Raw genomic sequence first — 21,363 nt, forward strand, 5'->3', positions numbered from 1 at the left:
ATCCCGCATTCACGCGCTGGCTGGATCGCGCACAGGCACATATATTCATCACAGCAGCGCGGCGATCCTGCCGGGCTCAATCAAAGGTTGTATCAGTCATGGCACGTCACAAGGTTCTATACGGTTTCCACGCAGTCACCGCGCGTATTAGGCACGACGCGTCCACCGTCGAAGATGTCTATTACGACGCCACGCGCAAGGACCGTCGCATGACCGAGTTTCTGCACGTGGCGAAAGAAGCGGGCGTGCGTCTCATCGCCGCCGACGAAACGCGCCTGTGGGGCCTCGCGCACACCGAGCGTCATCAGGGCGTCGTCGCGCGCGCGGGCGACATGCCGCTCGCGCAGAACCTGGCTGAATTGCTCGACGGCATCAACGGTTCGCCACTCATTCTGGTGCTGGACGGCGTGACGGACCCGCACAATCTGGGCGCCTGCCTGCGCGTCGCCGATGCTGCCGGCGCGCACGCGGTGATCGCGCCGCGTGACCGCGCCGTCGGCCTGAACGCGACTGCCGCAAAGGTCGCGAGCGGCGCCGCCGACACCGTGCCGTACATCACCGTGACGAACCTCGCACGGGCGTTGCGCGAACTGAAGGACGCCGGCGTGTGGGTTGTCGGCACGGCCGGCGAGGCCAGCAAGAGCCTCTATGAGACGGAGCTCGACGGTCCCGTTGCACTCGTGATGGGCGCCGAAGGCGAGGGCATGCGCCGCCTCACGCGCGATACCTGCGACGTCGTCATGCAGATTCCGATGGCCGGCACCGTGGAAAGCCTGAACGTATCCGTGGCGAGCGGCGTGTGTCTGTTCGAGGCGGTCAGGCAGCGGGCGGTGAAGAAGTAATTCCGGCCGGCCCGCGGCTCCCACTCCGGTAAACTAGTGTTTTTTACTGCTAGCCGGCATTCCCATGACTCAAGACGAACTCAAGCAACTGGTCGGCCAGGCCGCCGCCGACTACGTCCTCGCCAACGTGCCCGAAGGCTCGTTGATCGGCGTGGGCACAGGCTCTACCGCGAACTGCTTCATCGACGCGCTGGCCGCCAACAAGGCGCGCTATCGCGGCGCGGTGTCGAGTTCGCTTGCCACCACCGCGCGCCTGCAATCGCACGGCATCAAGGTGCTCGATCTGAACGAAATCGATTCGCTGCCGGTTTATGTGGACGGCGCCGACGAGATCGACCACAGCGGCGCGATGATCAAGGGCGGCGGCGGTGCGCTGACGCGCGAGAAAATCGTCGCTTCGGTATCGGACGTATTCGTCTGTATCGCGGATGCGAGCAAACTCGTCGACACGCTGGGCAATTTTCCGCTGCCGATCGAAGTGGTGCCGATGGCACGCACCGCAATCGGCCGCCGGGTGACGGCGCTCGGCGGTGTGCCGGTGGTGCGCGTCACGAAAGAGGGCACGCCCTTCATCACCGACAACGGCAACGAGATCATCGACGTCAAAGGTCTGCGTATTAGCGACCCGCGCACGCTCGAAATGCATATCAACGCGTGGCCAGGCGTCGTCACGGTCGGACTGTTCGCGGCGCGCGGCGCAAATCTGTGTCTGCTCGGCACGGACACCGGCGTGCAAACCATCGAATACCGCAAGGACTGAGTCACGCGCGAGCCTGCTCACGCGGGCTCGCACGCATCCATCGTTTCAGCAGCGGCACGCGTTCTAGCGGCTCGCCTGCGTATTCGTTCTGTCACCGGGGCGCTGCATGGCGGCCGTCAGCGCGTCCATCATTCGCTGCAAATACCGCTCCACCGAAAACTCCGCCTGCGCATCGGTCAGCGCCTGTTGCGCGAGGCGCTGTGCGAGCGCCGGATCTGCGCGTAACGCGACGATTGCCTCCGCGAGCGCCGCTGCATCGCCGGGCTTCACCAACCAGCCGTTGCGGCCATGCCGCACGATCTCCGTTACGCCGCCTGCGGCCGCCGCGATCACCGGCCGGCCCGCCGCCATGCCCTCGACGATCACACGGCCAAACGGCTCGGGTTCCGTGGACGTGTGCAAGATCACATTCATCGCTTTCATCCACGTGGGCACGTCGTCCTGAAAGCCCGCGAAATGCACGCGTTCGGCAATGCCGAGCGCGGCGGCCTGGTCGCGCAGACGCTGCGCATAGGCATCCTCACCAAATAGTGGTGCGCCGACCAGAACGAGGTGCGCATCGGGCAATCGCGCCAACGCCTCGAGCGCGATGTGCTGACCTTTCCACGGAGCGAGGCGGCCGAACAGACCGGCAAGCCATGCGTTCTCCGGCAAGCCGAGGCGTTGCCTGAGCGAGCCGATGTCGGTGCCATCCACGCGATCGAACGCGCTCGCGTCGATGCCGTTGTAGACGACCGGTACCGAGTCTGCGGCGAGACCTGTGAGCGCTGCAAGCGACCTCGCCGATGCCTGCGAATTGACGATCACGTGGTCGACCGCAAGCCGCACCGCCCACTTGATGACGCTCAGTTGCACCCGGCCGAAATGCTCGCGCGTGAGAATGTCGTGCTGATACCAGACCACAGGCTTGCGATACAGCACCTTGCCAAGCGCGCCCAGCACAAGCGCTTTTTGTGTGTTGACGAACAATACGTCGAACGCTCGCGCGCGTGCCGCAAGAGCGCGGACCTGCCGCACGATGCCCGGCAGCACGCGCAAGCAGTTCAAAGCCGACGCTTGCCGCGCGATGCCCGAGACCTTCGCGTCGTTCATCACTTGCACGCGGGCGCCGAGCGCTTCCAGACGCATTCGAAACGGACCGTCGGCAAGCAATACGACTTCGCTATGCGATCTGCAATGTTCTGCCAATTGCAGCAACGCGAACTCGGCCCCGCCGAGTTGGCCGCTTTGGTCGACAAAGAGCACGCGCGGCAATGCGCTCGTTTGCCTGACCGTGGGTGCCGACATGCCGGAGCCGACCGGCGCGGCAGGCGCTGCAACTGGATCGATGAACACCGGCGACACGAGCGGCAGCGGGGTAGCGATTGGAGAGGCGTCGAGCGTAGGGCGCATAGGAAGGCGAATTAATTGGTTTTTGTTCGTTCGCAAGAGGCGAATGGCGATGATTAATTATTCGCGTCCCGTCGCGCGTCGAATGTGTGCACGCGCACACGCAGCAAACGAAGCGCCACATACACTCGTTGTTAAGCCCAGAGGCGTTGACTGAGGATAAGGAGATCATGAGAGTTGCGATCGTGCACGACTGGCTCGTCGCACCCGGCGGCGCGGAGAAAGTACTCGAGCAGATCATCGAATGCTTTCCCGACGCGGATCTTTTCAGTCTCGTCGACTTCCTCGAAGACCGCCGGCCGTTGCGCGGCAAACCGGTCACTACCTCATTCATTCAATCCCTGCCGCTCGCGCGGCGCCGCTACCGCGCTTACTTGCCGTTGATGCCGCTCGCGGTCGAGCAGTTCGACCTCTCGGGCTACGACCTCATTATCACGAGTTCCTATGCGGTTGCAAAGGGTGTGCTCGTCGGACCCGACCAAACGCATGTGAGTTACGTGCATTCGCCGATGCGTTATGCGTGGGACCTGCAGCATCAGTATCTGCGCGAAGCGGGATTGACGCACGGCCCCAGGTCCTGGCTCGTGCGCCTGCTGCTGCATTACCTGCGTGGCTGGGATTCGCACTCGGCGAATAGCGTGGACCGTCTTATCGCCAATTCGCAATTCGTCGCGCGCCGCATGATGAAAACCTACCGGCGCGACGCGGCCGTCATTCCGCCTCCCGTCGACGTGCAGCAGTTCGAGCTATGCACACGCAAGGAAGACTTTTATCTGACGGCCTCGCGAATGGTGCCGTACAAGCGCATCGACCTGATTGTCGAGACGTTCAGCGCAACGCCGCACCGCCAGTTGGTCGTGATCGGCGACGGCCCCGAAATGGCTGCGATTCGCGCCAAGGCCGGGCCGAATGTGACGATACTCGGCTACCAGCCGGCCGGCGTGCTCAAGGACTATTTGCAGCGCGCGAAGGCGTTTGTCTTCGCTGCCGAAGAGGACTTCGGCATCGTTCCGCTCGAAGCACAGGCCTGCGGCACGCCGGTCATTGCGTTCGGCAAGGGCGGAGCGCTCGAAACAGTTGTGCCTGTCGGTGAAGCGCATCCTACAGGCGTTTATTTCGGACGACAGACTGTCGTGTCGATGCTCGATGCCATCGACCGTTTCGAGCGGCAGCGCGAGCAGATCACGCCAGCCGCTTGCCGTGCGAACGCGGAGCGGTTCTCGTCGGCTGTGTTTCGCCGCGCGTTCATGGCTGAGGTGACGCGCACGATCGCCGCGGCGGGCTTGCGCAGTGAGGCGGCGGTAGTGGAGAGAACTGGCGCCGATCTCATCGCCGACGAGGTTGGCTGGCCTGCACAGCCGGCGTCGCGGAGCAGTTGGGGACGATGAGCCGAGGCTTTCGCGAGCTTCCTTGCTCGGCGATTCAAACCTGTTTCAGCAGGGGCAGCATATCGAACAAGCCGCCGGGCGATGCCACCCGAGCGGCTATCCGGGGGGAGGCGCCAGCGTGGGTCATGGCCGCCTCGATACACGGTCTTCGACGCGGCGACAGCCGGCACGGATTGTCGCGGCGATTTATTACAACAGGCAGTCGTTAGTCGTTCGTCACGTGGTGACGCATGCGAGCACGACCTTTGGACGAGGATGAACCTACACTCATGAATGCCGATCGCCTTCCGGGATCTTTTCCCGACATTGCTCAAAGCTGGGCCGCGCTGCAGGCTCACGTGCCCATTACTCCCATTCGCAACGAGCATGATTACCAGACGATGGTCGAGCTCGCCAGCGCGCTTGCCGCCCATCTGAACGGCAAGGAGGACGATCCGCTTGCCGATCTTCATGCGATCGTTTCGGAGCTCGTCCGCGCCTGGAAAGCGCAGAATACGACGCTTCCGAAAGGCGAGCCGCGCGAGGTATTGCGGCACCTGCTGGAGACCCACGGTCTCAAGCAAAAGGATCTGATGGGCATCGCGTCGCCGACGGTGGTGAGCGATATCCTGGCGGGCCGCCGCTCGATCAGCAAGAAGGTCGCAAAAGCGCTTGCCCAGCGTTTCCAGACGGACGTCAGCGCATTTCTATAAGGCCGTAGCCGGGCGGCGCCGATCGTCCGCGGTCCGTCTGTGCGGCTGGTTTCACTCAGAACGTCTCACTCGTTCTGCGCCGGCGGTTTTCCGCTGTCGGCGCCCTGTCTGCTATAGCTCCAGCACTCTCACCATTGCATCGTCGCGCGTCGACGCGGTAATAGAAAAAAGGCCGCGTCTCCATGGAGCGCGGCCCTTGATCGCTTACCGTTTATCGCTTGCAGCGTGAATCAGCCCGTCTTGCCGGTGTCGTCAGGATGGGCAGTCGCGTACGTGTATGCATAAGCATAGTCGTACGTACCATTTTTATTGTGACTCTTCAGCGGTACGGCGTTCATCACGCCACCGACCACGCGCGCGCGTGCACGGCGCAGCTTCTTCAACGCTTCCGCGAGATGGCCTTCGGTGTGCGCGCCGGCGCGCATGACGAGCACCGTCGAGCCCGCGAGATTCGCGACCACTGCGGCGTCGGCGACCGCGAGCAGCGGCGGCGTATCGACGATGATCAGGTCGAACTGCTGTTCGAAACGCGCAAGGATTTCACTGAACCGCGACGAGGTGAGAATCTCCGACGGATTCGGCGGATAAGTGCCCGCCGCGATGAAGTGAAGACCCGCCACGCCCGTCGCGCGTGCCGCCGTTTCAAGGTCCACCTGGCCTGTCAGCAACTCGGTGAGCCCGCCTTCAGGGGAGCGGCCGAGATATTGTGCGAGACGACCGCGCCGCAAATCCGCATCGATCAGCAGCACGCGCTTGCCCGATTCGGCGATCAGCGCCGCGAGGTTCGCGCTCAGGAAACTCTTGCCGTCGGACGGCGCCGGACTCGTAATCGCGATGATGCGGTTCGGCGCATCCAGCAGGCCGAACTGCAAAGTAGCGCGCAAGCCGCGCAAGCCTTCGACAGTCGTGTCGTACGGATGCGTCTTGACGAGCAGCGGGCGCACCGGTGTCCTGCCCGACGAGACCACCGTTTGTGTGCCGACTGGCTCGCTGCGCGCTTCGTCTGCCGCTGCAGTCGCGCGCGAGCGGGACGACAACAGTCCCGCGATGCCGCTCGGGGACGCAGTAGCATCTTCCACTTCGGTCGGCCGCGAGCGAGGCGCGGCGAGAGCGGCTCCGCGCGTCGCGCTCAACTGCCGGTCGCTGCGCGCCTGTTCCGGACTGAATGTGATCGCGCCGAAAATCGGCAACTGGAAGCGGCGTTCGACAAACTCCGGATCGGCTACGCCGGTAAAGAACTTGCGCCTGCAGTACGCGAACAGAATGCCGCCGATCACGCCGAGCAGCGTGCCCGCAGAAATCACGAGTGCCGACTTCGGCCGCACGGGCTTCGACGGCAGCAACGCTTCGTCGACGATGTGAACGTTGCCGATCGTGCCGGCCCGCGAGATCGACAACTCCTGAATCCTGTTGAGCAGCGCGACGTAAATCTCTTCGGCGACTTTCGCATCGCGTTGCAATGCGAGCGCGTTACGCTCGGAGCTCGGCAGCGTCGTGAAGTGGTCTTCGAAGCGCGCTTTCTCACGGGCCATTGCCGCCAATTGCGAGTCTACCTGCAGCACTTCCGGGCTTTCAGGTGTGAAACGCTGCAGCAATTGCGCGCGCTGAATGCGCAGCGCCGCGATCTGCTTTTCGTAGTCGAGGCCACCGGCGAGATACACGCCCGCTTCCTGAGTCGGCTGAAACGAACCGACTTTCGACTGATACTCCGATAGTGCGGTTTCCGTCTTCTTTACCTCGTCGCGCAGCCGCGGCAGTTCGCTGTTGAGAAAGTCGAGCATGTGGCTCGCTTCTTCCTGTGCGCGTTCGGTGCGTTGCTTCAGATACGAGGCGGCTACCGCGTTCGTGATCGCGGTGATCGTATGGGCGTCGGTACCCGAATACGACAATTGCACGACGCCCGTGTCACGGCCCTTTTCGGTGACCTGCAATGCAGTGGACAGGCCCGATACCGCGTCCAACTGATTGAATCGCGTGATGTAAAACTCGGTGCCGGGACGCGCCACCAGTCTTTTCACCAGCAGCGTGATGTCGTGGCCTTGCGCCTGCACGCCGGCCACGCCGGTCAACAGCGTTGCACCGCGCGCATCGGTCAGTACGTAGCGGCCTTTGTCGAGCGCGCGCAGCGTCAGTTGCGCGCCTTCGAGCGCCTTCGGCACGACGATCGAGGCAACCTCGAACTGCTCTCCGCCCCACGCATATTCGGTCAGTCCGAACGGTGCAGCGAACGGGTGCCCCGGGCTCGCGAACAGCGAAGCAATCTTGCCCAGCACAGGCACCGTGTTCGCCGATGTGCTGAAGTTCAGCTTGAATTGCTCGACTACCGGCTCGACCACCGCGCGGCTCTTGATGATTTCGATCTCGGCCTCGGTGCGCATCGGGCCCACGCTCGGCGTCAACGAAAGCAGCTTCTGACCTTGCGGGTTGTTGCCGCTGCTCTGCGCATCGACCTGAAGCAGCGCGTCGGCCGAATAGACAGGCGTGGCGATCTTCGTATAGACGACTGCGGCGAGGATCACGCTGCCTGCAATGCCGATTACCCACCAGATCTGCTCCGTAACCGTGCGCAGCAGATCGCGCATTACAGCGTCTTCGTCGCCGCCCGGCGCCGGCCCGTGGTCCAGCATGTCATACGTACTCATGTCGATACTCCGTTGCAAGCAATTTATCTGGACAACTGGACGGTGTAGAACAGCGACTGGAGAGTCGGCGTGATCTGTTCGAGTGCGCGATTGAAGCGCGCGGCATTCGACACTTGCACGTACACCACATCCTTCGGTTGCAGATCGAACTTGGTCATTAGCATCAACGCGTCCACTTGCGTCATATCGAGTTGATAGACGTCCGGCGTCAGCGTTTTGTCGGCGCCACGCACCACATAGACGTAGCGCGGATCGCCGGTCTTCACATCGAGACTGCCTGCGCCGGTGAGTGCGTCGGCGAGCGTGAGACGGCCGCGGTTCATCGGCAGCGAAGTCGGCTTGTTGACTTCGCCGAGCACGAATACGCGGCTATTCGAGCGATCCGGCACATCGATGATGTCGCCGTCCTTCAGCAATACGTTCTGCTGCGGATCGCCGGTTTCGAGTAGCGCCGCTACGTCGACCGTATGGCGTTTGCCGTCGCGCGTGACGCCGACGTTTTGCAGATCGGCGTCGGGCAGCGCGCCTCCCGCGCGGTTGATCGCGTCGAGCACGGTGAGCGGCGCATCGGTGATTGCTTCGGACGCGGGCGTGCGCAGGTTGCCGGTCACCTGCACCGACTGACTGTTGAAGCCCGACACGCGCACGTCGAGTTGCGGGTCCCGAATCGTGCGCGCGAGACCTTTCGTCAGCGCTTCCTGAACCTGTTGCGCAGTCATGCCTTGCACCTTGATGCGGCCCACGCGCGGAAAGAAGATCGTGCCGTTGTTGGCGACACGCACCGTAAGACCGCCTTCGCCGCTGCTCATCGTGGTCGGCGCGATGGGCGTCGCGCCTTGCGTCTGTGTAGGGCCGGGCGAGGGCGCAGCGCTACCTCCGGGCAACGGCGGCGTGCCGGTTGCGAGGCCCACGCCGCCCGTCAGTTCAGGGTGATCCCAGACGATGATGGTCAGCTGGTCGCCTATCCCCAGCCGATACTCGTAAAGGCCGCGCGTTTGCGGTGTAAGGCACGTCAACGGGCAGACGGCGGGAACGGTGGCCGCGCGTTGCTCGCGGAAATAACCGACGTCGATTGCATGCACCGGAAACTTCTCGGCGGTCTGCTCGGGCGGTGCCGGCGGTTCCAGCCGTTTCGTGTCGAGGTATGGTCCGGGCGCCAGTGAACAGGCGCATAGAGATGCAGCCGCGAGCGTCGCGGCAATTGTTTTGATAGTCATTTTATGGTCCCTTCGCGTGTAGCCGGTACGTCGATGGTTAGCGCACCGCTTCCTGCCATGCCCCGCGCATTGCGCGTAAACCCACTCGCCATTTGCGAAGCGCAAGCGCCAGTCCGCCGCGCTCGAATGCCAGCGACAATGCACGCAGGAACCCCGGGTCCGCGCGATCGCCGATTAGCGTCGAATAAGCGACGAACGCCCATCGGCCAGGCGGCGTCAGGTGTTCGCACATGATGAGTCGGAGATTGAACGACGCGTTATAAAAGGCCGCGTCGTTAAATGTGAAGCGCTGATCTTCGTCGCCGCGTTGAGCGGGAAAATGTTCGACGAGCAGCGCCGGGTCGTAGACGAGCTTCCAGCCGCGCCGCCGCACGTCGAGGCTGAAGCCCATTTCGCAATGAACCTGCGCGCCGCTGCCCCGCAAGCGCGCGTCGAAGCGCAGTGTGCCGATCGCCTCGCGGCGAAACGCCATGTTCACGCCTTTGAGCACGTGAACTTCGCGCGCCTGGCCGTGGCCGATGTGATGATTGCCGATCGTGCGGCCATACCATCGCACGATGCCCACGCACGGCTTCTGCCCCTGCAGGATGCCGTTGCGTTCATGCACGATGTCGCGCCCGCCGAGACCGCCCAGGCCCGGATCGCCCTGGAATGCGCGGGCGATTCGCGCGACCCAGTCGGAATGCGGAGCGGCGTCGTCGTCGGTAAAGCACAGCACGTCGCCACATGCGCTTTCGATGCCGAGGTTGTATGCGGCCACCACACCCGGCTTATGCACGAGCACGACATAGCGGCGCGGATCGGGCCGGTTGGCTTCGCGTGTGCGAAGCCAGTCGAGCGTCGCATGGTCGTCGTGACGAGCGATGACGATCACTTCGTCGGGGCGGCGCTCCTGTGCGTCGAGCGCCGCGAGGCACCGCGCCAGATCGGCGGTGCGTCGATACGTCGGCACGATCACGGAGACTTTCACGAGCGGTTCACGTAGCGGCATGATCAGAATGCATTGCGGCCGACAAAGCCCTTGAAGATCGTGATGAAGACGATCTTCATGTCGAACCAGAACGACCAGTTGTGGATATAGAAGAGGTCGAACTTCACGCGCGCTTCCATCTTTTCCACTTTACGTGTTGCGCCGCGATAGCCGTTCACCTGCGCCCAACCCGTGATGCCGGGCTTGATACGGTAGCGGTACATGTAGCCGTACACCTGGTCCTTGTAGAGATCGTCGTGCTCGATTGCGTGCGGACGCGGGCCGACCACCGACATCTGGCCGAGCAGCACGTTCAGAAACTGCGGCAGCTCGTCGAGGCTCGTGCGGCGCATGAAGCCGCCGAGCTTCGTCACGCGCGCGTCGTTGCGAGAGGCCTGGGTGAGCTCGCCATGCGCCTCCTGATGCACGGTCATCGAACGGAACTTGTAGATCGAGAACGTCTGACCGTCGGCGCCCTTTCGGGTCTGGCGGAAGAACACCGGTCCTCGCGAAGTGAGCTTGATGCCGACGGCAAGCACCAGGAAAACCGGCGCGAGCGCGATCAGCGCGGCCGCCGCGAAGAGGCGGTCGAAGATCAGCTTCGGCCACATCTGCGGCGGCGAGAACGGCGGCGCCCCGAGGTTCAGCGTGGGCAAACCCACTACGTCGACGAGCGAGTGGTTGAAAAGCGAGAGGCTGCGTACATCGGGAATAAAGCGCAGATTCACGAAGTCGTTCCTGAACATGCGCTGGAAACGATAGATCATGCGTTCTTCTGATAAGGGTAATGCGAGCCACACTTCGTTCACGTTTTCGTCCCGCACTTTCGCGGCAAATGCGTTCAGGTCGGTCAGTACCGGCAGACGGTTCAGACGCGCGCCGTAAGCGCCGGACGCTTCGATGCCCGCATGCATGCTGGTGTGAATGCTGCTATCGAATACACAGACCGGCTTGAAGCCCGCTTGCGGCGCGTGTTCCAGATGGGCAAGCAACGTGCGCGCAAACCCGGGGGCGCCGACGATTGCAACCGTGCGGAAATTCATGCCGCGGCGCCGTACACTGCGCAACGCCACGTGCACCCCGCATTTGGTCGCGATGATCAGCACGCCCGAAATCAGCGTTGAATAGGCGAGCCACAAACGCGACACTTCATCCATGCGATGCAGCGTGAACGCGAGCAGCAACGCACCGGCGACGACGGCGAGCCATGCAGCCGCGACTCTTGCGAGCATCGACATCAAAGGCTTGCCGCGCCATGTTTCGTACACGCCGAAGCCGGGAAACATCAGCAGCACCAGCACGCAGTTGAACGCGATCAGCAGGCGTTCCGTGTCCGGCAATGCGGCGAGCGTCGAAAACCGCATCCAATGGGCGAGCAGGCCTCCCGCGATCACGAAGATTGCGTCGAGGCATCGCGCAGTATTCCTGAACATTATTGACTCTGCGAGGTAGTCGAACGGTGCGGTGTTTTATTCGACAGTCTCAGCCTGGCGCAGGCGCGGCAGAAGGCGGTCGAACTCGCGCTTGACGAGTCCGTAGCATTCGCACGCACGCGCTTCGAGCCCCTTGCGGTCGAGCACCTTGATATGCCCGCGGCTATGATGGATCAGGCCTTCGTCATGCAGCTTGCCGGCCGCTTCGGTGATGCCCTCGCGGCGCACGCCGAGCATGTCGGCGATCAACTGCTGCGTGACCGTCAGATCGTTCGACGCGACACGGTCTACTTCGATGAGGAGCCACCTGCACAGTTGCTTGTTCAATGCGTGATGACGGTTGCAGGCTGCCGTTTGCGCGACTTGCGTGAGAAGAGCGTGCATGTAGAGCAACATCAGCCGGCGCAGGAAATCGGAGCGTGCGAATTGCTGCTTCAGAGCTTGAGCGCTCATCCGGTACGCGAAGCCCGCGCATTGAACCTGCACGCGATTCGGCATGGTCTCGCCGCCCGTGAGCACCGGCACACCCGTCATGCCTTCGCGGCCGACCGCGGCGATTTCCACCGAGCTGCCGTCTTCCATCGTCGACAGCATTGAGATGATTGCGGTAGTGGGGAAGTACACATGGTGAATACGTTGGCCCGAATCGCAGAGCAGTTGCTCAGTGCGTAGATGAACCAGTTCGAGGTGCGGAGCAAGTGCTTGCCATTCGTGTGACGGCAATGCGCCGAGCAAATGGTTTCCATGCAGATCTGATTGAAGTGTCAACATGATCGGTCCTCGCGTGAAGGCGCGCGTGTTCGCGTCTTCCTGTTTTTGATCCGATTCCCGCATCCTTTTATAAGTCCGCTGCATTGCGCGCAGCGGAGGATGAATGGAACCGGCCCCGTATTTGCCTGATGCGCGACGCCGTTTTCGTTGCTCCCCTGCGGCGTCGCGGTGTCGCGTTCTCCTATTAGCGAGGACTGTGCCAGCCATAGGGAAAAGCCTGACTGGTGCGACGCAGCGAGGACGTCAGTGTGGGTTGGCCCACCCAGATGCGGCTTTTTGTTTCAATTCTGTACATCGGTCATCCTGGAAGCCGGCGTCGTGAGCGCTGTTTTAATATGAGCCAAGTGCTTGATCCTATTGGATTCGCACCCACTGGCAGGGGTGTCGAGCAGCAATCGCCGGGGTGAACCGGGCCTTTCCAGGCACCGCTTCACGCGATGTCCGCGATGTGCCGGAATTGATTCAGATGTGTTCAACGCTTTGCGTTCGCTGGCGTACGGTTCGTCATTTGTGGTTTAGGGAGTCGCAAAAAAAACGACAGTGATGGGCCGCAGCAGACAAATGCATTCGCGCAGCGCGAGGTTTTACGCGGCTTGCGAAGGGATGAGCGGTAGAAGATACGTTTACCCGTAGAAGGTGGGGCTCGCCGCGTTCAGTGCGAGCACTTCACCGGCGGGTGCCGCATTTGTTGCATCCGCTTTAAAGGCGACGTTCGATGCGCACGCAACCACTGCGCTTTGCGATGCGTTCGGCGCGAGCGGAATGAGCGGCACGATGCGAGGACGGTTCGGTGCAAGGTGAAACCAGTCGTGCGCGGCGCGGTATTTCGCGTCATTGATATGAACGAAGCGCGCGAAACGCTGTGCTTCTATCACCAGCTGCCAGCCGTCGCCTGCGCGCTCGACTTCGACGGTCAAGCCGAGTTCGTGACGATCGCCAATGCGCCGCTCGGGTAAATGAAACGCTTCGGACAAAATCTTCCCGCTCGCCGCATCACGCAACGTCGCGATCGTTACGTCGTGTGCGCGCGGGCCGAAGCGGTAGGCATGCGTCAGATCAAAGAACTGATCGAGACACGCGGCGGCGGAGATGCGGGCGGTGGAACGCGGCGCGAGTTGCACCGCGCGGCTCGCCTGTGCAACTTTCACGCGGCCGTCGCGCAGACAGACGAGTTCGAGTTGCGCTGACAACGTTTGCGCGCGCTCATTGATCAGGTGGATATCGAGGCCGTTGAGGCCCTCGTCGGTGAGCAGCACCTGTATGGGTTGGAGCGTGTGAGCGAGGCCGTGTAAAGCGCTTTTAGGCCGTCCCGTGGCGTCGATCAAGCCCCAGCCCGCGCCCGGCCGCAAATCCTGAAGCTGCCAGACGAGTCCGCCGCCGCAGTCCGATCCGTTCCTGCGCCATTCGGTGAACACCTCGGACATCAAGTCGGCCACCACTGCCCGCGACGCGTCCAGATAGCGCTGCGGGTCTTCGTATCTCAAACGCGCCGGCTCGACGCCATAAAGCGTCTGAAGATAGTGGTCGCGGACGTCGTCGAAATCCCATCCTGCGCCGGGATCGCGCGGCACTGCGGCTTTCCAGCGCGGATCGTGCGGATGGATCGTACCGAGCGCTTCATTCAAGGTGGCGTCGCCCGGCACGTTGGCAAAAGCCAGACATTCGGCAGCGAACCGCACGTGTGAGCGGCGCGCATCGTCGAGCGGCCGCTGGTACGCGCCCACGCCATAGTAGTGAGTGATGCCCTCATTAGTACAAAACGGCCACACGCCTGTTGACGGCGAGTTGCTCACGTAAGGCACGTCCGGCCGCTCGCGAGCGGCGATAGCGGGCAATAGCTCGTCGAACACTGGTTGCACGCGCATCGAAGGCGGCAGCCCGAACATCGCGGCCTGCTGATCGGCCTCGCTGCCGCCGCACAACACCGCGAGCGACGCAAAGCGGCGCGTGCGGGCGAGAAACTGCGAGGCCTCGCATTCGATCGACGCACGGAAAGCCGCGTCGTTCGGGTAGTCAAAATTCGCCAGTGCGAAGTCTTGCCAGACGAGCACGCCATATTCGTCGGCAAGGGTATAGAAGAGGTCGGACTCGTAGACCATCGTGCCGCCTACGCGCAGCATATTCATGCCTGCGTCGCGGGCTAGTTCGAACGCGTGCCGGAGTTGCGCTTCGCTGCCGGTTAGCGTCACGAGATCGGCGCTCGTCCAGCACGCGCCACGGCAAAACACCGGCACGCCGTTGATATGCAGCGCGAAGCCCGTACCGTCAGCGCCGCGTTCCACGGCGATCTCGCGAAAGCCGATGGAGCCGAGCGGCAGCGCAATGACCCCGCTGTCATCGAGGTGCAATAGAAGTGGATATAAAGTGGGCGCCCCGTGCGTGTGAGGCCACCAGCGTTCGACGCACGGCACCCGCACGCTGCCGGTCAGTGTGAAGGCGTCGCGCCATTGCAGCGACGAAACGTGGCCGCCGCAGCCGAGCGAAGCGCGGCACGCCGCGCGATCGTGCGGATGAACGAAACGTAGCGTTAGCGAAACAATACCGTCGTCGCCGTCAATCCGGCTCGCGACTTCGAAGCGGTCGATCCCGTTCCGTGCATCGCTCAGCATCTCGACCGGCCGCCACGGTCCAACCGCGTGTACAGAAGGGCACCAGCCCGGCATGTGGCCAAGCAGCGTCGTGCGGACGTTGCGCAACGTGGGCGGCGAGACGAGCCGCGGCCGCCATCTTGCGCGCGAGCGTTTTGCCGCCAACGCTGGCGCTAAAGAGCGAAAGCATATGTCGAGCGTCGCGCTGCCGTTCAGTTGGACGTCGAGCTCATGTGCGACGAACATCGAATCGGAGTCGAGGCGTCTGATGCCGTCGAGCCAGACTTCCGCGATGGTTGCGAGTCCATGCAGACGCAGACGCCGTTTGCCCGTGCCGTTCAGCGTCACGCGATACCAGTGATCGTCGAAGGCGAGGGGTTCGGGATGCGCCACGTTGAAGAGACCCGCGGCACGGCGCGCGCTTGCCACCGTGCCGGGAACTTGCGCCGCCAGCCAGCCGTGGTCTGGCAGATCCCCCGGTGACTCGCATGCGCCCGCCGGTGTACTGATACATTGCCAGCAGGTGTCCAGTCGCTGAGGCCAGATGTCGTCGGGCGCGACGGCGGTTAAGCCGCCTGTGTGATCGGATTCGGGCACCGGGTCGGTCGTCAGTGCATCCACGGCGGGTTCCTGATGAGTCCCCGGGGCTCGGGGCACATGCGTCACGACACGAGAGCGGCGAGCGGCGGCAGTGTCTGTTCGTAGGCGCTTTCGAGGACGTCGAAGCAGTCGTCGCACGCGTCGCGGCGTCCGCGCGCGATCGCTCGCACGAGCCGGAACTGCATGACCATCGACTCCGACGCGATACGTTGCGCGGCGGCGGGAATCGTCGCGGGAATCTCGAAGCCTTGCTCCGAGAGCCACAGCAGGTACTTCGAGAGAAACTCGAAGTTCGCACCGAGCTGCCGCATCAGATTGAACGAGTACGGGTGAAAGAACGCCTCGCCGCGCGCCATGAGCGTATCGAGGTGGCCCGGGAACGCGGCACGCCATTCGGAGATCGGATTCGTCAAAGGCCGCCGGCTTAGATGCGCGCACAACAGTTCCGCCGACGCTTCCGCGAGCGCCGTGCCCTCCAGCGCGGGCCGCGCCTGCTTCGCGAATTCGACGTAGGGAAACAGCAGGTCGGGCTGCTGTGCGAATTGCGGCAGCTTGCGGAATACGCCGTCGTAGTCCTCGCCATCCAGCATGTGATAGCCGGTGTTGTGGAAATAGCCCAGACGGCGTGCGTCCGGGTCGATGAAGTCGATGCCTACCGTGGTCTTCGGATGCTCACGACGATACGACGTGGCGCGCGTGTTCGGCAGATAAAAGCCGTCTACTTCGACAAGCACGGTGTGGCCGCGCTGAGTCTGCGCGAGCACGCGTGCTTCGAGCGAGTCGTAGATCGCGAGCTCCTGGACCTGGGTGCCGTAGAGCCGCTCCAGATCTTCGAGAGGGAATTTGAAGAACGTGAACTGATCGCCTTCGAAGTCCTGCGTGACGGTGAAGCCAAATGCCGCGCGCGGATCGAGACCGAAGCCGTGCAGCAATTCGATCCACAAATCCACATAGCAGTTGGTTTCCTGCCAGACGCGCTCGCCCTGATGCCATGCATGCGGCTCGTGCTGGCGCGCACGCGCCGCTTGCGCGTGGAGTGCGGCTGCTTGCGATGAAGCATGCGCAGCGTCAGCAGTCGATGCGCGTTGCCGAGGCAACTGCGATGTAGAGAATGCGTTTCCCGGCAAGCGCCTCTGCGATGGACTCATGCGCCGTCTCCGGTGGCCGGTGCCGCAGCCAACGCCTGCATGTGTGCCATGCCGTGCGCGACGCGTGTTGCAGTGTCGCCCCATAGCAAAGCGCGCACGTCGTCGGGCCATGCTTTCACGTCCAGCCCGTGATGACGGAACAGCGCGAGCGTGATGCGCTCCATGCCGAAGCCGACGCAGCCGGTATGCGCGAGCGTGCCGTCTTCGCAGGCTATCTTCCAGATCTTGCCGAAGTGGTCCATGTGATAGTTGAACGACAGACACGCGGTTTTGCTGTCCGGGTTCGCTACAGGAATCAGCAGTTCGAACTTGAGCGCCTGGGCACGCTGACTATCGGCGACGATCTTCCCGCCGCGCCCGAAAAACGGGTCGTTGGCGAGATCCACTTCGACGGGCAATTGCAACAGGGAGACGAGCAGCGAGCCGCGTTCAATCCACATCTGGCGGAATGCCATTACCTCATGCGCGTTGCCGAGCCGCACATATTCGCGCTGACGGAACATCTGCATGCGGCCGGGATCGAGAGAAGGCTCGTGACGGAAGCAATACGAGAGCACGTCGACGGTTCGTCCGCCCGCAGGCAGTGGGCCGCGCCGCGCCAGTACCGGATAGATCGGATAACAGGCGGCCGGCGTGAGCACCACGCGCGTGGGCTTTTGCTGCGCCATCCATTCGTCGCTGCGAACGTCGTCACTCTCGCTCATCGCATGATCGAGCGCTTGCAACAGGCGCCGGTGTCCCATGTCGTTGCCGCAAAACGAGTGGATCGTGCCGGCGAGGTCGGGGAAATTCTTCAGATACTCGCTGTCCTCGAAGTCTGTGCGGCGCATGGCGGGTGGAAAGCGCAATACTTCGGCATCCTGATCGGCGCCAAGGTGCGTGATAGCCACATTCAGCCGATCGACGACATCCTCGAAAGTCTGGCTGCGGCCATACAGTCCATTTTCGCCGGTGTCGATCAACAAGCCCGCGGCCAGCAACTCGTCGCGAAAGGTGGGCGCAATGTGTTGGTCGCCATTCGTGGCGGTAGCGAGAGCAGCGGTATCGGTCATCGTATTCATCAGGCTCTCCCCGGCGCGGCAGGGCGCTGCGCGAGCAGCAGGCTCGCGGTGTTCTGCGCGATGCGGTCGTTATTGATCATGAGCGGTGCGGAGTAGAGATCGCGCAAATGGCGTCCCACGCTGTACGGCGTGCCGTTCTTGTATCCGGCCATGCCGCAGATCATCATCACTTCGTGCACGACGTCCAGTGCAATCGTCGAAATGCTGGTCTTCAGCGTGTTCATGTCCGACGCAAAGCCAAGCATTGCCGCGAGCGGCGCATCGGCTTGCGATTCATGAAGGCGAGTGGCGTGCGCAGCACGCGCCGCGTCGAGTGCTACGGAAAGACGCGCCTGCATCATCTGCAACAACCCGACAGCATGCGCGAGGCGCACGCCGGCCGGCGAATTCGCGCCGGGCTTCGAACGAGCCTGTGCCCTGTAGAAGGCCTTCGCGCGATTCACTGCGTCGGCGGCCACACCTGTCCATACCGATGCCCACAGCGTGTGCGACACCGGCAGCATGGTCTGATCGGCGATCTCGGCGAAGGGCGTCGGCAGGATCTGCGCGGCAAGACCGGTGGCGACCAGTCTGAAGCCTTCGCTGCAGGTGCCGCGCATCCCCATCGAATCCCAGGCGCCGCGTTTTTCGAGCAGCGTTTGTTCGCGTAACGCGACGATCAGCACCTGGTCCGAGGCGGCCGACTCAGCCGTGCGGCGCGCGGTGACCAGAACGGCGTCGGCATGCGCGCCATATGAAATCGTCGGGGCGAGTTTTTCTATCGAAAAGCGCTCGCTGTCGGCCTCGACCGAACAGGCGCTCGTGCGCATATTGCCGCCGATCGTTTCCTCAGACGTGGCCGATGCGAAAAGCCATTGTTGATCGCAAAGTTGCGCGAGCAACTGCCGGTGCCATGGCGACTCGCTGCCGTGCTCGTCGATACAGGCGACCTGGATCTGGTGCATCGCATAGATCATCGCGGTGGACGCGCAGCCCTGGGCAAGCGTTTCGCAGATTGCGCCGACGTCCGCAAGCGAGAGGCCGGCGCCGCCGTATGCCGCCGGCACCATCGCCGAAAGCAGGCGCTCGCGCCTGAGTGCCGCGAACGCTTCGGTGGGAAACCGGGCCTCGCTGTCGACGGCGTCGGCGAACTGCGCGGCGACTGCCGCACAGCGTTGCGCCGCAGCGCGCCAGGCGGGTTCGGGCTCGATCGCCGTCAGAGCCGCGGGCGTGGTCGCGGCCGCCGAAGCAGCCGGATCCAGCAGTGGGGTGTTCATGCTGCTTTCGCCTGTTGCAGTTCGGTAACGGCGGCGGCCATCGAATCGATGCTCGAGAACAGCCGGCGCGTGAGCATGCGGTCTGGAATCTCGACGTCGAATTCATCCTCGATTGCGAGCATCAGGTGCACGGTTGCGAGGGAGGAGAGGCCTGCGGCATAGAGATCGGCATCGTCCGCGAGGCTCTCCGGCGAGACGTCGAGGCGAGCGGATTCGGAAAGGATGCGTCGCAATGCGGTTTTCATGGTGGTGTACCCCTCAGTTGTGCAGCGGTCTCTTCGCGTTCGCCGACGTAGACGAATGCATGCGGCCGATTTTTTTATTCGCGACGTGAGGCGCGATCCGGTGCCTCGTATTTAAGAATCGCCAACCCGCAGCGTCAGTGCGATGCCGCACGGAAACGCATGTATCGCGGCCTTAACGTGTAGCCATCAGACGGGCTGGCGTGTCGAACGTGGCCCAGGCGGGCGGCGTGCGGCGCCGGTCCGTTAAACATAAAAGAATCCGCTGGGGAACGTGATGAACTGGAAAACGCTGGAATTCGAGCAGCTTTCGGCACGCGAGCTGTACCTGATTCTGCGGGCGCGCAGCGCGGTGTTCGTCGTCGAACAATCGCATGTCTACCTCGATGCCGATGGCCGCGACGAGGAATCGCTGCATGTGTTCGCCGTGGAGGACATGGGTCGCCCCATGCCGATTCTCGCCTACGCTCGCGTGCGGCCCGGCGACGCTGAAGACCCCGAGATCACGATCGACAAGGTATTGACGAGCCCGCTGCGGCGCGGCGACGGTACCGCCGAAATGCTGGTGGAGCGCGTATTGCAAGCCATTGCCGAGCGTTGGCCGGGACACGCCGCGCGTGTGAGCGCGCCGCTCGGCTTGCGCGAGTTCTACGAGCAATTCGGCTTTCGCAAGACGGAAGGTCCATACCTCGAACATGGCGTGCCATTTATCGGCCTCACGCGGCACATGCGCGCGTCGCAGCCGCTCGCTGTGTTGCGGCGGCGCGAGCGCGATCGTGCTGCGCTCGTCAACACGTTCGAGATGCTGTAATGGAGCGGTTGCTGATCACGCCGTCGAGCGCGCGGCTCGCGCTGCGCACGCCGGCTGACGACAGGCAAGGCGCAACGACGAGGAGCGAACGAGGAGCGGCCAGAACCGCTCGCACTCGCCGTGCGTCGCGGACATTGCGTCACCCGCTGCGTTGGCCGTTGCTGCTGTTCGGCGCGACGCTGGGACTCATCCTGCTGCATCAGGGCAAAGTGGTCGAGCTGTTCTTTCCAGCCGGTGCCTTTGGCGTTGCGCTGTTGCTGTACCGGCGCTCGCCGGCTCACTACCTGGGCTTCGTCTGCTGGCTTTTCTTTCTCACGCCGGAAGTGAGGCGTCTCGCGGACTTCGTGAGTGGAGCGTTCAATCAGCAAAGCCCGATCATGGTCGCACCGTTGCTGGCGGTGGCGCTCATGGGATTCACGCTCATCAAGCACGTCTCTGCGTTCGGGCAGCGCCGGGCCGCACCGCTTCTGTTGATCGTGATCGCGCTTCTGTACGCATACGTGGTGGGTTTTGTGCAAGCAGGTCCTGCCGCAGCAACCTTTACGCTGATCAACTGGCTCTATCCAGTGATGGTCGCGTTTTATATGACCGTGACGTGGCGCCAGTATCCGCACTACCACCGGGTCCTGCTGAAAACGTTCGTTTTCGGCGGACTCCTGATGAGTCTCTACGGGTTGCTTGAATTCATTTCGCCGATGCCGTGGGATGCCTTCTGGCTGATCGCCTCGAAGATGGAATCCGAGGGACAGCCGGTGCCGTTCGGCATGCGCATCAGCAGCACGATGAATTCTTGCGGTCCATTCGCGGTCACGCTCATGACTATCCTGCTGATGTCGCTGGCAGCGCGCGGAAAAGCGCGCATTGTGCTCGGCTGTGTCGGCATTCCCGCGCTGCTGCTCACCAGCGCGCGCAGTACATGGGGCGGCTTTGCAATCGCGCTCGTCTATTCATTTGCCATGCTCGACGGCAAGAGCCGGATGCGCTTGCTCGCCGGTGTATTCGGCCTTGCCGTGATGGCCGCGCCGCTAATGATGGTCGATCAGGTGGCCGAGCCCGTGATGCGGCGCTTCAGCACCATCCAGGACATCGGCGAGGACAACAGCTACCAGGCGCGCGCAGAGTTCTACAAGACGTTTCTTTCGTCGGCGCTCACCGATATCGCAGGCCAAGGCCTCGGCGCGACGGGTCAGGGCACCAAACTGTCCGATGACAAGTCGGCCTCCGCGATAGCCGACTTCGACAGCGGCCTGATGGAAGTGCCCTTCGTGATGGGTTGGCCGGGTACGCTGCTGTACGCGACAGGCGTGGTCATGTTGCTGTGGCGCGCGTATCGCGCGAGCCGATCGCATCCAACAGATCTTCTCGCTATCTCCGGCGTAGGTGTGGCGGTCGCCATTTTCTCGATGATGATTTTCATCAACACGCTTACCTCCGTATCCGGGATGTTTTTCTTTCTCGGCGTGACCTTGCCGGTGATTTCGTTGCGCTATGCGCGAGAGCGGCACGTCACAAATAGCGCGACGGTTTCGCGGACCTGATAATTCAAATGAAGG

Annotated in this window: 17 protein-coding genes; 6 read left to right on the top strand and 11 right to left on the bottom strand. The window is 62.9% G+C overall.

The features are described 5' to 3' along the window. Window positions 1-98: 98 nt before the first annotated feature. Together rlmB and rpiA are read left to right on the top strand one after the other, a co-directional pair. A complete protein-coding gene (gene rlmB, locus J2W46_RS15780) occupies window positions 99-842 on the top strand; it encodes a 23S rRNA (guanosine(2251)-2'-O)-methyltransferase RlmB (protein WP_020065733.1) in 744 nt (247 codons plus the stop codon). Window positions 843-906: 64 nt separating this feature from the next. Then, window positions 907-1,602 (top strand): ribose-5-phosphate isomerase RpiA, encoded by a 696-nt coding sequence (gene rpiA, locus J2W46_RS15785; protein WP_087750926.1) that lies wholly within the window; start codon window positions 907-909, stop codon window positions 1,600-1,602. Window positions 1,603-1,665: 63 nt separating this feature from the next. On the opposite strand, the gene J2W46_RS15790 is transcribed toward rpiA, so the two are convergent. After that, the gene (locus J2W46_RS15790) at window positions 1,666-2,994 is read right to left on the bottom strand and encodes a glycosyltransferase (RefSeq protein WP_088174628.1); all 1,329 of its coding nucleotides are present in this window, start codon (window positions 2,992-2,994) and stop codon (window positions 1,666-1,668) included. 167 nt (window positions 2,995-3,161) lie between these two features. Here J2W46_RS15790 and J2W46_RS15795 point away from each other — a divergent pair, with 167 nt between their 5' ends. Next, on the top strand, window positions 3,162-4,379 hold the full coding sequence (locus tag J2W46_RS15795; RefSeq protein WP_020065736.1) for a glycosyltransferase family 4 protein: 1,218 nt from the start codon (window positions 3,162-3,164) through the stop codon (window positions 4,377-4,379). A gap of 269 nt (window positions 4,380-4,648) precedes the next feature. After that, window positions 4,649-5,071: a helix-turn-helix domain-containing protein gene (locus tag J2W46_RS15800; protein WP_020065737.1), complete on the top strand. Its 423-nt coding sequence runs from the start codon at window positions 4,649-4,651 to the stop codon at window positions 5,069-5,071. A 230-nt stretch (window positions 5,072-5,301) separates the two neighbouring features. Here J2W46_RS15800 and J2W46_RS15805 read toward each other — a convergent pair whose 3' ends face one another. The 10 genes from J2W46_RS15805 to J2W46_RS15850 all read right to left on the bottom strand — a co-directional run bounded on the left by J2W46_RS15805 (window position 5,302) and on the right by J2W46_RS15850 (window position 19,002). Continuing rightward, window positions 5,302-7,713, bottom strand: coding sequence for a polysaccharide biosynthesis tyrosine autokinase (locus tag J2W46_RS15805; RefSeq protein ID WP_310354919.1), 2,412 nt, complete (start codon window positions 7,711-7,713; stop codon window positions 5,302-5,304). A 23-nt stretch (window positions 7,714-7,736) separates the two neighbouring features. Next, window positions 7,737-8,930, bottom strand: a complete 1,194-nt coding sequence (locus J2W46_RS15810; RefSeq protein ID WP_288823917.1) for a polysaccharide biosynthesis/export family protein — start codon at window positions 8,928-8,930, stop codon at window positions 7,737-7,739. 37 nt (window positions 8,931-8,967) lie between these two features. Continuing rightward, a complete protein-coding gene (locus tag J2W46_RS15815) occupies window positions 8,968-9,921 on the bottom strand; it encodes a glycosyltransferase family 2 protein (RefSeq protein WP_020065740.1) in 954 nt (317 codons plus the stop codon). 2 nt (window positions 9,922-9,923) lie between these two features. Continuing rightward, on the bottom strand, window positions 9,924-11,333 hold the full coding sequence (locus tag J2W46_RS15820; RefSeq protein WP_310354923.1) for an undecaprenyl-phosphate glucose phosphotransferase: 1,410 nt from the start codon (window positions 11,331-11,333) through the stop codon (window positions 9,924-9,926). 36 nt (window positions 11,334-11,369) lie between these two features. Further along, a complete protein-coding gene (locus J2W46_RS15825; RefSeq protein WP_006048767.1) occupies window positions 11,370-12,104 on the bottom strand; it encodes a Crp/Fnr family transcriptional regulator in 735 nt (244 codons plus the stop codon). A 623-nt stretch (window positions 12,105-12,727) separates the two neighbouring features. Further along, entirely contained in the window at window positions 12,728-15,289 is a 2,562-nt protein-coding gene (locus J2W46_RS15830) for a glycosyl hydrolase 2 galactose-binding domain-containing protein (RefSeq protein ID WP_374726839.1), read from the bottom strand. A 65-nt stretch (window positions 15,290-15,354) separates the two neighbouring features. After that, window positions 15,355-16,440, bottom strand: a complete 1,086-nt coding sequence (locus J2W46_RS15835) for a DUF1839 family protein (protein WP_131318156.1) — start codon at window positions 16,438-16,440, stop codon at window positions 15,355-15,357. Then, on the bottom strand, window positions 16,437-17,501 hold the full coding sequence (locus tag J2W46_RS15840) for an amino acid--[acyl-carrier-protein] ligase (protein ID WP_310354928.1): 1,065 nt from the start codon (window positions 17,499-17,501) through the stop codon (window positions 16,437-16,439). Before J2W46_RS15840 ends, J2W46_RS15835 begins: the two co-directional genes overlap by 4 nt. After that, window positions 17,501-18,757 carry an acyl-CoA dehydrogenase family protein gene (locus J2W46_RS15845; protein WP_310354931.1) on the bottom strand — a complete coding sequence of 419 codons (1,257 nt, stop codon included), beginning with the start codon at window positions 18,755-18,757 and terminating at the stop codon, window positions 17,501-17,503. The genes J2W46_RS15840 and J2W46_RS15845 overlap by 1 nt, the downstream gene beginning before the upstream one ends. Beyond that, window positions 18,754-19,002, bottom strand: a complete 249-nt coding sequence (locus J2W46_RS15850) for an acyl carrier protein (protein WP_020065747.1) — start codon at window positions 19,000-19,002, stop codon at window positions 18,754-18,756. Before J2W46_RS15850 ends, J2W46_RS15845 begins: the two co-directional genes overlap by 4 nt. 274 nt (window positions 19,003-19,276) lie before the next feature. On the opposite strand from J2W46_RS15850, the gene J2W46_RS15855 reads away from it, so the two are divergent. Both J2W46_RS15855 and J2W46_RS15860 read left to right on the top strand, forming a co-directional pair. Next, entirely contained in the window at window positions 19,277-19,810 is a 534-nt protein-coding gene (locus J2W46_RS15855; protein ID WP_020065748.1) for a GNAT family N-acetyltransferase, read from the top strand. Further along, complete coding sequence (locus tag J2W46_RS15860) at window positions 19,810-21,348, top strand: O-antigen ligase family protein (RefSeq protein WP_310354936.1); 1,539 nt, start codon at window positions 19,810-19,812, stop codon at window positions 21,346-21,348. Before J2W46_RS15855 ends, J2W46_RS15860 begins: the two co-directional genes overlap by 1 nt. The last annotated feature ends 15 nt before the right edge of the window (window positions 21,349-21,363 follow it).

This window comes from Paraburkholderia strydomiana, assembly GCF_031456815.1.
Taxonomy (GTDB): domain Bacteria; phylum Pseudomonadota; class Gammaproteobacteria; order Burkholderiales; family Burkholderiaceae; genus Paraburkholderia; species Paraburkholderia caledonica.